Source organism: Mesorhizobium sp. BR1-1-16, assembly GCF_020165495.1.
Taxonomy (GTDB): domain Bacteria; phylum Pseudomonadota; class Alphaproteobacteria; order Rhizobiales; family Kaistiaceae; genus Kaistia.
Genome location: NZ_JAIUIE010000001.1, coordinates 919,067 through 934,040, shown reverse-complemented (window position 1 = coordinate 934,040; position 14,974 = coordinate 919,067). Strand labels below are relative to the sequence as shown.

Genomic DNA, 14,974 nt, shown 5'->3' with positions numbered 1-14,974 from the left:
ATGCTTTGTCGTCATGTCGGCCGCATGGCATCGCCGCCAAGCGGCTTGGCGCCGGCGCGGTCACCGAGCCAATCCTCGACATAGAAGCGGATCAGCGCGATGCGGCCGATCGCCATCAGCGGCATGGCGAGCGCGACGCCGAGCGTCCCGAACAGCGTGCCGGCGATGACGATGCCGACCAGCGTCCAGGCGGTCGGGACATCGGCGGTTCGCTTCTGGATCAGCGGGCCAATGACATAGCCCTCGATCGTCTGGATCAGCGTGTAGATGCCGACCGCCCAGACGAGCGGGCCGATGCCGAGCGGCATCGCCACCAGCGCGATCGGCACGGCGGCGACGATCGGTCCGAGATAGGGGATGAAATTGAGGATACCGGCCTGAACACCCAGGACGAAGGCGCCCGGCACGCCCAGCCAATAGAGAGATCCCCAGACGACGACGCCCATCAGCAACATGCGCACCGCCTGACCGACCAGCCAGGCCCGCAGCGCAACGCCCATCTCGTCGAACACGGCGCGTACGCGGGCACGGCGGCCGATCGGGACGCAGCGAACGATGCTGTCGCGATAGACACCCGGATCGAACGAAAAGGAGAGGCCGATGAAGATGATGAGGATCGTCGTCATCAGGACGCTCGTCGCCGTCCCGACCGCGACCTGCGCATGGCCGAACAGCTGGCCCATATCGGGCAGCAGGCCCTGGAAGTTGCGGCCGCCTTCAGGGCCGAGCGAATCGATGCCGAAGGCGAGAAGCCTCTCCTGCAGCACGTCGATCTGGCTATCGATGATCGTGATCAGGCTGCGCACCTGCTCGGGCAGTTGCGCCGCGCCACGCACCGCGCCGAAGCCGACGATCAGCGTCAGAACGGCAATGACCGTGGCGAGGCGCAGCGTGTGGCTCACCGGGAAGACCGGCCGCAACGAGCGCGCGCAGGCATCGAGAAAAGCCGCAAACAAGATGCCGGCGAAGATGACCAGGAGGCTCGACGCCGTGAACCAGACGAGGGCGAGACCGAGCAGGACAACGAGAACGATCAGCGCAGTCGAAAGCCCGCTGCGCCAGCGCGCGGGCTCACGCAGGGTCGCGTCGCCAGAAACGGGAAGCGGCGGCGGCAGGTCTGTCATGTCAGGTCCTCGGCTTCAGCTGGCGCGCGAGGCGCCCGCCCCGAGCCACCCCGCACATTGGCTTCAGGCGGCAACCGGAGCGCCGGGCGTTGCAGCGGCGGGCGGGGTCGGCGCTGCCTCGCCTTCCTTCACATTGAAGAAGGTGACGTAGAGCGTCGGCAGGAAGACCAGCGTCAGGACCGTCGCCACGGACAGGCCACCCATGATCGCAAAAGCCATCGGCCCCCAGAAGATGGTCGGCGCAATCGGGATCATGCCGAGGATCGTCGAGATGGCGGTCAGCATGATCGGCCGGAAGCGGGAGACCGTGGCGTTGACCACGGCATCCCAGACCGGCTGGCCCGTTCGCCGCTCCGCCTCTATCTGCTCGATCAGGATGACGGCGTTCTTGGCGATGAGCCCCATCAGCGAGAGGATGCCGAGGATCGCCACGAAGCCGAGCGGCCTGTTGAAGATGAACAGCGCGCCGACGACGCCGATCAGGCCGAGCGGCACGACGCTCATGACGAGCAGCAGGCGGCTGAAACTCTGCAGCTGCGCCATCAGGAAGCTGATCATCAGGAACAGCATGAACGGCACGACGACCATGACGGAAGCCTGCGACGAGGCGCTCTCCTCCACCGTGCCGCCGACCGCGATGTGATAGCCGGCGGGCAGCGTGGCCGACAGTTTGTCGATGCCCGATGTCACGGCGTCGACCACTGCCTCTGGCGAGCTGCCCGGCTTGACGTCGGCCTGCACGGTCAGTGTCGGGACGCGGTCGCGCCGCCAGATCTGCGGATACTCCTGTCCGAAATCGAATGTCGCCACCTGCGACAGGGGCACGCTGCGCCCATTGGCGAGCGGGACTTGCAACGTACGAAGATTGGCGAGCGACAGACGCTCCGCGCTCGTCGCCCGCGCGACCACGTCGATCAGGTAGATATCGTCGCGAACCTGCGTGACCGTCGAGCCGGAGACGACGGCGTTCAGGGCCGAGGCCAGCGCCTGCGAGGAGAGGCCGAGCAGCCGCGCCTCGTTCTGGTCGATCTGAACGCGGACCATCCGCGCCGGCTCCATCCAGTCGTAGTTGACGCGCAGCGCATCCGGATTGGACGACAGCACGCTGGCGAGCTGCTGCGCGATCTGGCGTACCTTTTCGATATCCGGCCCACTGACGCGATACTGGACGGGCCAACCGACCGGCGGGCCGAGCTCAAGCGGCGAGACGCGCGTCACTGCGCCGGGGAAGTCCTCGGCGAGGACCTTTTCGAGCTTTTCCTGCAGACGAAGGCGGGCGGAGACGTCCTTCGCGATCACCACAGCCTGCGAGAAGAACGGATTGGCGAGTTCGACGTTGAGCGGCAGATAGAAGCGGACCGCACCGCGGCCGACATAGGTGCTCCAGCGCGCGACATCCGGATCGGCACCGAGGATGGCATCTAGCTTAGCCGAGGCATCGGCGCTCGCCTCGATCGAGGCGTTCTGCGGCAGGCGAAGATCGACCAGCAGTTCGGCGCGATCCGAAGCCGGGAAGAACTGGCGCGGCACATGGGGAAGGGTCAGCAGCGCCAATACGAAGAAGGCCACGGCGACGCCGATCGTCAACCAGCGCATGCGCATCGCCGTCAACAGGATCGTGCGGAACGTCCGCGCAACTAAGCCGGGAGGAGCGTCGACCGTCTTCGGTTCCGGCTTCTTCAGGAGGAGCACGGCGATCAGCGGCGAGAAGGTGACCGCGCCGATCCACGAGACGACCAGCGCGATGCCGACCACCGCGAAGATCGAGAACGTGTATTCGCCGGCGGAACTCTGGGCGAAGCCGATCGGCACGAATCCGGCGGCGGTGACCAGCGTCCCGGTCAGCATGGCGAGCGCCAGCGTCTTGAAGGTGTTGGCGGCGGCCGCTTCCTTGCTCTCGCCATTGGCAAGCCGCGAGGAGATCGAATCGACCGTCGTCATGGCGTCGTCGACCAGCAGGCTGAGCGCGATGATCAGCGCGCCGAGCGAAATGCGCTGCAGGTCGATGCCGGCAATGTCCATCACCGCGAAGACCATCGCGAGCGACAGCGGGATCGCGAGCGCGACAACGGTTCCGGCCCGGATGCCGAGGCTGACGAAGCTGACCACCGCGATGATGGCAATCGCCTGCCAGAGGGAGGCCGTGAACTCGCCGATCGCGTCGTCGACGACCTCGGCCTGGTCCGCGACGAGCGTCGGCTCGATGCCGAGCGGCAGCTCGGCCGTGATCTCGTTCATCGCCGTGCGGATATTGCCACCGAGCGCGAGGATATCGCCGCCATCCTTCATCGAGATCGCCAGGCCGATCGCCGGCTTGCCGTTGACGCGGAACATCGGCTGCGGCGGATCGGCAAAGCCGCGATGAACCTCAGCGATGTCGCGCAGACGGATGAGGCGGCCATTGGCCACGAAATTGATGTCGAGCAGGTCTTTTTCGGATTCGAACGCACCGGTCACGCGGACGGCGATGCGTTCGTCCCCCGTTTCCAGCACACCCGCCGGGCTGACGACATTCTGCGCCCTCAGAGCCGCGATGAGCTGATTGCGGTCGATGCCGAGGCCGGCGAGTTGCTCGGCCGAGAATTCGACATAGATGCGCTCGTCCTGCGCGCCGAGGATGTCGATCTTGGAGACGTCCGGCATCGAGAGCAGCTTCGAGCGCACCCCCTCGACATAATCGCGCAGCTCACGATGCGTGAAGCCATCGGAGGTGAAGGCGTAGATCGTCCCGAACGTGTCGCCGAAATCATCGTTGAAGACCGGTCCGACGACGCCTTGCGGCAGGGACCCGCGGATATCACCGATGCCCTTGCGGACCTCGTACCAGATGTCCGGCACCTCAGCTGAAGTGATCTTGTCCTTGAGGTTGACGAAGAGCGTCGTCCGGCCAGCGCTGGTCTCGCTGCGGATATCGTCGACCGCGGGAATCTCCTGCAGCTTGCGCTCCAGCCGCTCGGTCACCTGCTGCAGCGTGTCGTCGAGCGTCGCGCCCGGCCAGGCTGCGCCAACGATCATGGTCTTGATGGTGATCGCCGGATCTTCGGCACGGCCGAGATGAACGAAGGCGGCGGTGCCGGCAACGACGATCGCGATCATCCAATAAATGATGAACGACCGATGGCCCAGCGCCCAGGCCGAGAGATTGACGCCTTTCATGGCGTCGCCCCGACGAGGCGAACGGTCTGGCCCGGATGCAGCGCCTGGACGCCGGCCGTTACCACGACCTCGCCCGGCGCGATGCCGTCAGCGACGATGACCGTGCCTGGATCATGGCGCACGATCGCGACATTGCGCAGCGAGACTGTGGAGGCGGCCGGATCGACCACCCAGACCGCGGGCTTCTGCTCACTGGTCGTGAGCGCGGTCGCCGGAAGCGCGATCACCGGAGCGCCGCTAATATTGAGCGTGCCGGTCACGGTGGAGCCGAGCAGCATGGCAGCCGGCGGCTCATTGATGCCGACTCGAACCGCGAAGTTGCGGGTCTGCGCATCGGCCTGAGGCGCCACTTCGCGCACCCGGCCAATGGCAGTCACACCAGGGTCGGATGTCAGGCGGACCGTGATCTCGGCATCGGGCGGGGCCGTGCGCAGCACCTGCGGCGGCACGTCGAACACCGCATCACGGCCATCACGACGCGCGAGCTGGACGATCATCTGACCGGCCTGCACGACCTCGCCCGGCTCGGCGCCGCGCGCCGTCACCGTTCCATCCACATCCGCCTTCAGCTCCGTGAAGCTGACGCGGTCCTGCGCGAGCTCGAGCTGTGCCTCGGCGTCGTCCACCTGCGAACGCGCGGTGCGGAGCGCCTGTTGCGCCTGATCCCAGTTGGCCCGCGTGGTGAAGCCGCTGGCGAGCAGGCGATCCTGCCGCTCGAAGGCGTTTTCCGCCTGGACCAGTTGGCCCTCGGCCGCAGAGAGGGCTGCATTGGCTGAGCGCAACGTATTGAGCTCGTTGACCGGATCGAGCTTTGCGAGGATCTGCCCGGCCTTGACGCTGTCGCCGACATTGACGGGACGCTCGATCATGCGCCCGCCAATGCGGAACGCCATCGAAGCCTCGTTCTGCGCCTGGACCTGACCGGTGAGAACGACCGATTCGGTTGCCGGCGCGCGCTCGACAGTCACCGTCCGCACGGGCCGCGGCGCCGGGGTCTTGGCCTCTTCCTCGCGGCTGCAGGCTGCCAGCAGCGGCAAGGCCAAGGCCAGGATGGCAGCCGCGCGCAGCACCGATGAACCCGCCTTCGCCGTTTTTGCCGATATCGTCACGAGGAGCATCCCAGCGTTTGAACCGTCGACAGAAGAGCCACGCAAGTCGCAGCGACGCAAGTGACACTGGCGACATGGCACCCCGTGCCGACGGGCCGCCATCTCCTGATCAATGTGCCGCAGGCGCGTGTCCCGCGCCATTCGCGCGGAACCTATCTATTCGGCCGACCCATGTGATGAGCAATCCGTCCCATCGCTGTGCCAGGAATCCCAAACCACCATGTCGTGCGCGTGACCATGGAAGGCGCTTGTCACCGCAGCCGGACTTGACCATCCTCGCGCGAGATTCAGCTCGCCGGTTGCGGCATCATCGTTCTCGGCGACTGTGGCTCGCGAATCGCAAGGGGTGGCAGGCGAATGGCCAAACGGTCGGGCCGATCGAAGCGTGACGCGCGACCAGTGCCTTCCTGGTCTCTATTTCGATTCGCGTTGTTCCTGCTGCTGTGGTGCGCACTGAAGGGCATTTCTCCGACCGATATCGTGGTGGGCATCGCCGCCGCGCTCGCCGCGACGGTGGCGAACCTACGGCTGATGCCCCAGGGCACCCATCCGCTCGATATCGCAGCGCTGGTCCGCTACACCGGCCGTTTCCTGAAGCAGTCCCTCCTTGCCGGCATCGACGTCGCCCGGCGCGCGTTTGATCCCGCGCTGCCGCTCGCGACTGGGCTTGTCACATTTCGCCCTTCTCTCGGCCGCGGCTTCGCGCGCGACCTGTTCACGACGATCTCCAGCATGATGCCCGGGACGCTTCCCGTTGGTGAGGACGGCAAGGACGGTCTGGTCGTGCATTGCCTCGATATCCGCCAACCCGTGGCGGTCGACATGGCACGGGACGAGGCACGGCTTCGGCGCATCGTGACCCGGAGCCGACCCCATGGCTGATGCGCTGACCGTTGCCGCCGTCATTGTCCTCGCCATTGCCGCTGTCGGGCTTGTTCGCGTTCTGCGGGGCCCGTCGCGCATCGACCGCATGATGGCGGTCCAGTTGCTCGGCTCCGGCAGCGTCGCCGTCCTCGTCCTGCTTGCGGTTGGAAGCGGCACTGACGCGCTCGTCGATATCGCGCTGACGCTGGCGCTGCTCGCGGCCTTCGCCTCGATCGCACTCGCGACCACGCTCGCGCAGAAGGCGACCGCCGCCGCGAAAGCGGAGCATGCGCCAGGGACGCCTGCGTCATGACGGCGCTCGTCGCCCTGTTCTCGACCGCGGCGATCGGCGCCGGCATCATCTTCTTTCTCGCCGGCACGGTCGGGTTGATCCGCTTTCCCGATGGGCTGACGCGGCTGCATGCACTGACCAAGGCCGACAATCTCGGCCTCGGCCTTATCGTGATCGGCCTTCTGCCGCTCTCGAGCAGTGTCGGCATGGCGCTGAAACTCGTCGTGATTTGGGCGCTGGTACAGTTTGCTGGTGCGACCGTGGCACAGCTGATCGCGCGCGTGGCCCGTTCCACCGAGCGGGGCGAGTGATGCTCGGCCTTGCTCTCGATCTGCTGATCGCGGCGCTCGTCATCGGCGTCGCGCTCTGGACCGTGCGGACGCGCGACGATTTCGCGGCGATTGTCGGCTTCGTCGCCTATGGCCTGCTGCTGACCCTCGCCTGGGCGCGGCTCGCCGCCTACGACGTCGCCCTGACCGAGGCGGCGATCGGCGGCGGTGTCACCGGCGTCATCCTGCTCAGGGCTAGCATTCGCCTGAAGCCGGTCGCGACCGCGCGGAAGCCGATTGGCGCCCGCATCCTTGTCGGACTGCTCTGCGCGGCGATCAGCGCCGCACTGGCCGCCGTCGTCCTGTTGCCCATGACGCCGGCGCCAAGCCTTGCCATCGAGGTGCGTACGCATCTTGCCAGCACCGGCCTCGGCAATCCCATTGCCGGTGTCCTCATGGCCTATCGTGCGCTGGACACATTCCTCGAGACCGTGGTGGTGCTGCTGGCGCTGTTCGGTGTCTGGTCGCTGACGCCGGACGCGGCCTGGGGCGGCCGACCCGCAATGGCGGTCCCTGCCGCGGCGTTCGGCCCGCTTCCCTTGTTCGGACGCCTTCTGATCCCGGTCGGCATCGTCATCGGGGTCTATATTGTCTGGGTCGGAGCCGACGCGCCGGGCGGCAAATTCCAGGGCGCGACCATTCTCGCGGCGATGTGGATCCTCGCCATGATGGCCGGCCTCACCCAAGCGCCGTCGATCGGGCGCTGGCGCCTGCGCCTGCTGCTTGCAGCCGGCCCGATCGTCTTCCTTGCCATCGGCCTTGCGGGCATCCCGCTGGCCGGGGCGTTTCTCGCCTATCCCGAAGCGCTAGCAAAGCCGCTGATCCTGCTGATCGAAGTCGCGCTCACGCTCTCGATCGCTGCAACACTCGGCCTGTTGGTCGCCGGACCGCCTGACGTCACGCCGGGGGTCGAACCATGAGCCTTGCAACGCTGGACGCCGCGACGCTCTACGGCCTGATGGGCGCGGTTCTGGTCGGGATAGGCCTCTACGGCATCGTGCTGCATGACGTCTTCATCCGGCGTCTACTTGCCTTCAACCTGCTTGGCGGCGGCGTGTTCATTCTGTTCGGCGTCATCGCGCGGCGGGGCGCGGGCGCTGGGTTTCCGGGCGACCCGGTGCCGCAGGCCCTCGTCATCACCGGCGTCGTCGTTGCCTTCTGCGCCACCGCGCTGGCGATCACGCTGATCGAACGGCTGGCTGCCAAAGACGAAGCCAGCGACGGGGACGACCACTCATGACCGCGGCCTTGATGGCGACGACGCCTGGCGGGCTGCTGCTCGTGCTGGCAGTCGTCGTGCCGGTCATCGGCATCCTTGCGCTCTGGCTCGTGCGTGCGCGCGACATCGAATGGGTGGCGATCGCCACGCTCGCCGTCAATCTCTTCCTGTCGCTGGCGACGCTGCAGGCGGTCCGGGCGAGCGATGCGCCGCTCGTCTATCTCGTAGGCGGCTGGCTGCCGCCACTTGGCCTCGCGCTTCGCGTCGACGGCATCGCCGCCGTGCTGATGGCGATGACCGGCGCGATCGTCGCAGTGACGGCGCTCTATGCACGCGGCCAGTTCGGCTTCGACCCGCAAGGCCCCGAGCGGCGCCGACCGATGGTCTTCTGGACCATGCTCCTCGCCATCACCGGCGCCCTCAATCTCATCTTTGCCGGCGAGGACCTGTTCAATCTCTATGTCGCGCTGGAGCTCTTGACCTTCGCGGCCGTGCCGCTGGTCAGTCTCGACGGCAGCCGCGACACGCTGGAGGCAGCGCTGCGCTACCTCGTCTTCGCGCTGGCCGGCTCGGTGCTCTACCTCCTCGGCGTCGCGGTGATCTATGGCGCCTATGGCACGCTCGATCTGGTGGTCCTGAGCGAGATTCGCGGCGCTGAAGGAGCGCTGCTACTGGCGATCGCGTTGATGACGGCCGGACTCATCGCGAAAACCGCCCTCTTCCCGCTGCATCTGTGGCTGCCGCCGGCCCATGCCGGGGCACCCGCGGCCGCAAGCGCCATTTTGTCGGCGCTGGTCGTCAAGGGCTCGTTCTTCCTGATCCTGCGGCTCTGGTTCGACCTGCTGCCGCCGGGGCTCGGCACGATCGGAGCGAACGGCCTCGGCCTGCTTGGCGCCGGCGCGGTCATCGTCGGCAGCGTGCTGGCGCTCCGCCAGGCGCGGCTGAAGCTGCTGGTCGCCTATTCGACCGTCGCGCAGATCGGCTATCTTTTTCTGATCTTCCCGCTCGCGACTGGCAGCGAGGCGGCTTCGCCCTTCGCCTCGCTCGCCTGGACCGGCGGCGTGCTGCAGCTCCTCGCGCATGCCTTTGCCAAGGCGGCGATGTTCATGGCCGCCGGTCTTGTCTATGAGGCGATCGGCCATGACCGGATCGATGGCTTCCGTGGCCTCGGCCGGCTTGCCCCGATCACCGTGTTGACGATGACGCTTGCCGGCCTGTCGCTGATGGGCCTGCCGCCGAGCGGCGGCTTCTCGGCCAAATGGCTGATGCTCAGCGCGTCACTCGGCGAAGGCGCCTGGTGGTGGGCGGTGGTGATCCTGGCTGGAGGGTTGCTCGCTGCCGGCTATGTGTTCCGTATCCTCATGCCCGCCTTTTCCACGCCGGATGCACCGGCCGAGCGCCTGCATCCAGTCGCGCTCACGCGCGAACTCGCGGCATTGTCGCTCGCGGTGATCGCGATCCTCATCGGCTTCCTGCCGCTGTCGCCCTGGCCCCTGCTCGCCATCGGCCGCCTCATTCAGGTGTCGCCATGAATGCGCTGTTGCCGATCGCGGCACTGTTTCCGCTGGCGCTGTTCGTCCTCTCCGCGCTTTGGCCGGCGTGGCGTCCAAGGGTCGCGCGCCTGCTCTGGCTCGCGCCTCTGCCGGCGCTCGCGGCCGCGCTGTTCGCGATCGGCGGTGCGCTTGCCCTGCCGGGTCCGCTAGCCCTTGCGCTCGATTTTCCCGGCGCCATGCTGCTCGGTGCCGCCGGGCTGATCTGGATGGCCGCGGGCATCGCCACGTTGGCCTTCTGGGGCGAGAAGCTCGAAACGCTGCCCTATCAGTCGTGGTGGCTGCTCACGATGACCGGCAGTCTCGCCGTCTTCATGGCGTCCAACCTCGTCACTTTCTATCTGGCCTTCTCCTTGGTCAGCCTTGCCGGCTACGGCCTCGTCACACGCGATGGCAGTGCTCGGGCCCTTCGCGCCGGACGCGTCTATTTCACCCTTGCCGTCATCGGCGAGGCCTTCCTGCTAACCGCTTTCGTGCTGCTTGCGGTCGGCACGCCATCCGGCAGCATCGCGATCCCCGATGTCGTCGCAGCCCTCGCCGCCTCTCCGCTGCGCGACGCAGCGCTCCTCTTTCTGCTGCTCGGCTTCGGCACGAAGATGGGCCTGGTGCCGCTGCATGTCTGGATGCCGCCCTCCTACACCGCGGCCCCCTTCCCTGCGGCCGCGGTGCTCAGCGGCGCAGCGGTCAAAGCCGGCGTCATCGGACTTGCGCGCTTCCTGCCTTTCGGCACCGCTCTATCCGGCTGGGGCGAGGCGCTCGCCATCATCGGCTTCTTCTCAGCCTTTTTCGGTGTCGCCATCGGCCTCACGCAGCGCAATCCGAAAGCCGTCCTCGCTTATTCGAGCATCAGCCAGATGGGCGTCATCGCCGCCGTTGCCGGAATGTCGCTGGCCGGCGGACGCGCTGCGGCTCCGTCCGAACTCGCCTTCTATGCCCTGCACCATGTCTTCGCGAAGGGTGGCCTGTTCCTGGCGCTCGCAGCCATCGCGATGACCGGCCCGCGCCACCTTCGTCCCATCCTGTGGCCGGCCGTCGTTGTCGCGCTCGGCATCGCCGGGCTGCCCCTGACCGGCGGCGCCCTGGCTAAGCTCGCCGTCAAGGATGCGCTCGGCGACGGGCTCGCCGGCCTGCTCGGATCGCTCTCGGCAGCCGCGACTACGATGCTGATGCTGCATTTTATCGTGCGAGCCCGCGCGACCGCCGCTTCCGACACGAGCGCAGAGGCGCCCTTCGCAATCCGCGCCGCATGGTGGGGTGCCGCCGCCGCGGCGCTGCTGCTGCCCTGGCTGCTGTTTCCTTCCGTGGCGGGAAATCTCCGCAAGGCAGTGGAAGCGAAATCGCTCTTTGCCCTCGCCTGGCCCATGCTGCTGGGCGGCGCCGCCTTCATGGGCTGGTCGCGGCTGAGGCATCGGCCCGAATTGCCGCCGGGCGACGTGCTTGTGCTGATGCGGCCCGCCACCACGAGGTTCTACCGGCTGGCCGACCGCATCGCAGGGATGGAGGCGTGGATCACGACCTGGCCGGTGGCTGGCACGCTGCTGCTTCTTCTCGCAATCGGCTTTGCCGGCGCCATGCTGGCCGCGCGTTAGGAACTTCGCCCTTACGCGCCGAGACCGGCGAGGACATCGGCGAGCCCAGACCAGCCCCGCGCCGGCGCCGGCCTGCGGACGAGCGGCAGCATTGCATTCGCCGAAGCTGCAGCGCGCGCATAGCTTGGGCTGTAGCCGAACTCCTGCCTGAAAGCGCGGCTGAAAGCCGATGGATCACCGAAGCCCACTTGCTCTGCGAGCTTGACGATCTGACCGTTGTTCAGTGGATCAGTCAGCGCGGCATGGGCCGCCAGCAGGCGCTGGCGGTGAATGTAATGGGCAACCCCGCCGAGTGGTTCGAACAGCCGATAGAGCCGCGACCGCGACACGCCGAGCATGCGGCAGAGCTGCTGCGGACCGAAATTCGTGGCGCCAAGATTCTGGTGCACGATCTTCCGGGCGCGGCCGACGAGCGACACCACCATCACGTCCCGCGCCGCCTCGACGCGATCAGCCGACGGGATGAGACACGCAGCGATGAGCTGCCGTGTCGCCTCGACCAGGCCGGGCAGATCATCCGCCGAGATCGATGGCAGGCGACGATCAAGACTGATCAGATGATCGATGAGAATGCCAACCAGCGGCGTATCCGGCATCCGGTCTGAGAGCGCGTCCAGCGCGGCGGCCTCCCTTCGCATCAGATCGCGCGGCAGATAGAGGCTGATGACGGCACGATCGTTGCCTTGCCCTTCGAAGGGCAAGGCCAGCGAGCGCATGGATAGAGAAAAGGCACCGTCCGCCGCAGCGCCGCGGCTGACGACGATGCACCAGTGATCGAGCGGATCGCGCCTCAAATGGCGCCAGTGCCGCATTCGCCCGCCAGCCGGCAGCACGGCATGCGACAGCGCCAGGCTGCCGAGATCCCACACGGTCTGAACGGCTTCGAAGCCCTCGGCAGGATCACCTTCGCGTGTCACGTCGATGGTCGCGGCCATGAAGTCGCGCCAAGCCGTGAACTGATCTTGTCGGTCCAACAGACCCGTATCGAAGCGCAGCGGGACCGAAGCGGAACACAAGCTCGCCAGGGAAGCCTGGGGCTGCATCGCTTCGTGTCGATCGCGCGGAACCGCAGATCCCATGGTCTCGCTCCCCCAAGCGTTTGCCCGCCAATTCTACGCCAGGCTGTCGTCAAACGACAGGCAGCCATGCGCGAAAGCGTCATGTCGCAGTGCAACAAGCTGTGATGATCGCCATGCGCCGGTTTGATCAACAGGGGTTTGATTGCCATGAACAACCATGTGTCGATGAATAACCCACCAATTCTGATCGACCTGGCCCTGCAGGGTGGTGGCTCGCATGGCGCCTTTACGTGGGGGGTGCTGGACCGTCTCCTGGAAGAACGGCGCTTCCGCATCGACGGAATCTCCGGGACATCGGCTGGCGCCATGAACGCCGCCGTGATGGCGTCTGGCTTCGTGAAAGGCGGTGCCGACGGCGCCAGGGCTGCGCTCGAAGCCTACTGGCGCCAGGTCGCCAACGCGGCGCAGTTCAGCCCGTTCCAGCGCGGCCCCCTCGATGTCCTGCTGGGACGATGGACACTCGATACATCGCCGGTATTCGTGGCGATGGACATGATGTCCCGGCTGTTTTCGCCCTATGATCTCAACCCGACGGGGCGCAACCCGCTGCGCACAATCCTCGACGAAGCGATCGATTTCGAGGCGCTGAAGAGCTCCGAGATCCAGCTCTTCGTCACGGCGACGAATGTGCGCACCGGCAGGGGCCGCGTCTTCCGCAACGGCGAGATCACGGCGGACGTCCTGCTCGCCTCGGCCTGCCTGCCGACGCTGTTCCAGGCGGTCGAGATCGATGGCGAGAGCTATTGGGACGGCGGTTATTCCGGCAATCCAACCATCACGCCGCTGGTGCGCGACCTCGAATCCGACGACACAATCCTCATTCCGGTCAATCCGGTCGAACGGCCGGGCACGCCGCGTTCGGCTGCCGACATCCTCAACCGGCTGAACGAGGTGTCGTTCAACAGCGTGTTGCTGAAGGAACTCCGCATGGTCGCGCTGCTGCGCCAGGTCGCGGATCCGGGCAATACCGAGGGCGCGCGCTGGGCGCGGATGCGCATCCACATGGTCCGAAATGATGTTATGGCATCGCTCGGCGCTTCCTCGAAGCTCAACGCCGAATGGCCGTTCCTGACGATGCTGCGCGACGAGGGCCGCAAGGCCGCCTCCGAATTCCTGGCACTGAACGGTGACGATATCGGCCAACGTTCGACGCTCGATCTCGATCGCCTGCTGGAGGGGGTGTGACATGGGTCTTGCCACAGGTCTTCTCGGCATCCTGCTCGGCCTCGGCCTCCTCATCGCCCTCGCCTATCGCGGCTGGAGTGTCCTCTTGCTCGCGCCGGTCGCTGCGCTGATCGCGGCGCTGCTGTCGGGCGAGCCGCTGCTCGCGCACTGGACGCAGACCTTCATGGGCAGCGCGGCCACTTTCATCGGCCAGTTCTTCCCGCTGTTCCTGCTCGGCGCCCTGTTCGGCAAGCTGATGGAGGACAGCGGGGCGGTGGCCTCGATTGCCGAGTTCATGACCGAGAAGCTCGGCACCAAGCGGGCGATTCTCGCGGTGGTCCTGGCCGGCGCGATCGTCACCTATGGCGGCGTCAGCCTCTTCGTCGCGCTCTTTGTCATCGCGCCGATGGCCGAGGCGCTGTTCCGCTCGGCCGATATCCCGCGCCGGCTGATGGCGCCCGCGATCGCGCTCGGCACATTCACCTTCACGATGATGGCCCTGCCGGGCACGCCGGCGATCCAGAACGCCATCCCGATGCCCTTCTTCGGCACGACGCCGTTCGCAGCGCCTGGCCTCGGCATCATTGCTTCGGCGATCATGCTCGGCTTCGGCCTGTGGTGGCTCGCCCGCCAGGAAGCAGGGGCACGGCGCAAGGGCGAAGGTTTCGGCGACGGGAGTGGCCTGTCGGCTCCGGCCGCGCTTGATGACACGACGCTGCGGGAGCGCGCCACGACGACCCGCGAGTTCGACCCCGCCGAGATCAGGCATGGCTTCCAGAGCGCGGCGCATCCACCGATCGCCATTGCGGCGCTGCCGCTGGTGCTCGTCATCATCGTCAATCTGGTGATGTCCTTCTTCGTCCTGCCGCGGCTCGACTTCGCCTTCCTGGCCGAGCCGCGCTGGGGCGGCATCTCGCTGGCCTCGGTCAGTGGCGTCTGGTCCGTGGCTGTCGCCCTCGCGGTTGCGATCGTCGCGAGCGTGGCGCTCAACTGGCAACGGCTGCCCAAGCTGCGCGACACCATGGATGCCGGCGCGAACGCCGCCGTGCTGCCGATCATGGGGGTCGCCAGCCTCGTCGGCTTCGGCGCCGTCGTGGCCGCTCTGCCGGCCTTCGCGCTCGTCCGCGACTGGGTGCTGTCGATCGGCGGCGGGCCGCTGGTCTCGCTCGCGGTCGCGACCAACATACTCGCGGCGCTCACCGGTTCTGCCTCGGGCGGGCTCACCATCGCGCTTGATGCCCTCGGCAGCACCTATATGAAGCTCGCCGCCGAAATCGGCATGGACCCGGCGCTGTTGCACCGCGTTGCGGTCATGAGCGCCGGCACGCTCGACAGTCTGCCGCATAGCGGCGCCGTCGTGACGCTGCTGGCGGTCTGCGGCGCCACACCCAGGCAGAGCTATCGCGACATCGTCATGGTGGCGATCGTCGGCGCCATCCTGGCGCTGGTCGCCGTGATCATTCTCGGTTCGGTGTTCGGCTCTTTCTAGCGTCACCAAC

General features: G+C 66.9%; 13 protein-coding genes. 9 read left to right on the top strand and 4 right to left on the bottom strand.

Going from position 1 to position 14,974, the window contains the following annotated elements:
• Window positions 1-11: 11 nt before the first annotated feature.
• From LB518_RS04480 to LB518_RS04470, 3 genes are all read right to left on the bottom strand, one after another.
• Window positions 12-1,124 carry an AI-2E family transporter gene (locus LB518_RS04480; protein WP_224573494.1) on the bottom strand — a complete coding sequence of 371 codons (1,113 nt, stop codon included), beginning with the start codon at window positions 1,122-1,124 and terminating at the stop codon, window positions 12-14.
• Window positions 1,125-1,187: 63 nt separating this feature from the next.
• Window positions 1,188-4,280: an efflux RND transporter permease subunit gene (locus tag LB518_RS04475; protein WP_224573492.1), complete on the bottom strand. Its 3,093-nt coding sequence runs from the start codon at window positions 4,278-4,280 to the stop codon at window positions 1,188-1,190.
• Window positions 4,277-5,398, bottom strand: coding sequence for an efflux RND transporter periplasmic adaptor subunit (locus LB518_RS04470; RefSeq protein ID WP_502845778.1), 1,122 nt, complete (start codon window positions 5,396-5,398; stop codon window positions 4,277-4,279). Before LB518_RS04470 ends, LB518_RS04475 begins: the two co-directional genes overlap by 4 nt.
• A 420-nt stretch (window positions 5,399-5,818) precedes the next feature.
• Here LB518_RS04470 and LB518_RS04465 point away from each other — a divergent pair, with 420 nt between their 5' ends.
• The 7 genes from LB518_RS04465 to LB518_RS04435 are packed head-to-tail and all read left to right on the top strand — an operon-like array spanning window position 5,819 to window position 11,232.
• Window positions 5,819-6,271 carry a Na+/H+ antiporter subunit E gene (locus LB518_RS04465; protein ID WP_286198543.1) on the top strand — a complete coding sequence of 151 codons (453 nt, stop codon included), beginning with the start codon at window positions 5,819-5,821 and terminating at the stop codon, window positions 6,269-6,271.
• Window positions 6,264-6,566 carry an MrpF/PhaF family protein gene (locus LB518_RS04460; RefSeq protein WP_224573476.1) on the top strand — a complete coding sequence of 101 codons (303 nt, stop codon included), beginning with the start codon at window positions 6,264-6,266 and terminating at the stop codon, window positions 6,564-6,566. Before LB518_RS04465 ends, LB518_RS04460 begins: the two co-directional genes overlap by 8 nt.
• Window positions 6,563-6,856 (top strand): cation:proton antiporter, encoded by a 294-nt coding sequence (locus LB518_RS04455; protein ID WP_224573474.1) that lies wholly within the window; start codon window positions 6,563-6,565, stop codon window positions 6,854-6,856. The genes LB518_RS04460 and LB518_RS04455 overlap by 4 nt, the downstream gene beginning before the upstream one ends.
• Complete coding sequence (locus tag LB518_RS04450) at window positions 6,856-7,794, top strand: hydrogenase subunit MbhD domain-containing protein (protein ID WP_224573472.1); 939 nt, start codon at window positions 6,856-6,858, stop codon at window positions 7,792-7,794. The genes LB518_RS04455 and LB518_RS04450 overlap by 1 nt, the downstream gene beginning before the upstream one ends.
• Entirely contained in the window at window positions 7,791-8,114 is a 324-nt protein-coding gene (locus LB518_RS04445) for an NADH-quinone oxidoreductase subunit K (RefSeq protein WP_224573470.1), read from the top strand. Before LB518_RS04450 ends, LB518_RS04445 begins: the two co-directional genes overlap by 4 nt.
• On the top strand, window positions 8,111-9,625 hold the full coding sequence (locus LB518_RS04440) for a complex I subunit 5 family protein (protein WP_224573468.1): 1,515 nt from the start codon (window positions 8,111-8,113) through the stop codon (window positions 9,623-9,625). Before LB518_RS04445 ends, LB518_RS04440 begins: the two co-directional genes overlap by 4 nt.
• Window positions 9,622-11,232 (top strand): complex I subunit 5 family protein, encoded by a 1,611-nt coding sequence (locus LB518_RS04435; protein WP_224573466.1) that lies wholly within the window; start codon window positions 9,622-9,624, stop codon window positions 11,230-11,232. The genes LB518_RS04440 and LB518_RS04435 overlap by 4 nt, the downstream gene beginning before the upstream one ends.
• 11 nt (window positions 11,233-11,243) lie before the next feature.
• On the opposite strand, the gene LB518_RS04430 is transcribed toward LB518_RS04435, so the two are convergent.
• Window positions 11,244-12,206: an AraC family transcriptional regulator gene (locus LB518_RS04430; RefSeq protein ID WP_224573464.1), complete on the bottom strand. Its 963-nt coding sequence runs from the start codon at window positions 12,204-12,206 to the stop codon at window positions 11,244-11,246.
• Window positions 12,207-12,458: 252 nt separating this feature from the next.
• On the opposite strand from LB518_RS04430, the gene LB518_RS04425 reads away from it, so the two are divergent.
• Together LB518_RS04425 and LB518_RS04420 are read left to right on the top strand one after the other, a co-directional pair.
• Window positions 12,459-13,496 (top strand): patatin-like phospholipase family protein, encoded by a 1,038-nt coding sequence (locus LB518_RS04425; RefSeq protein ID WP_224573462.1) that lies wholly within the window; start codon window positions 12,459-12,461, stop codon window positions 13,494-13,496.
• A 1-nt stretch (window position 13,497) separates the two neighbouring features.
• Entirely contained in the window at window positions 13,498-14,964 is a 1,467-nt protein-coding gene (locus LB518_RS04420) for a GntP family permease (protein WP_224573460.1), read from the top strand.
• Window positions 14,965-14,974: the final 10 nt, after the last annotated feature.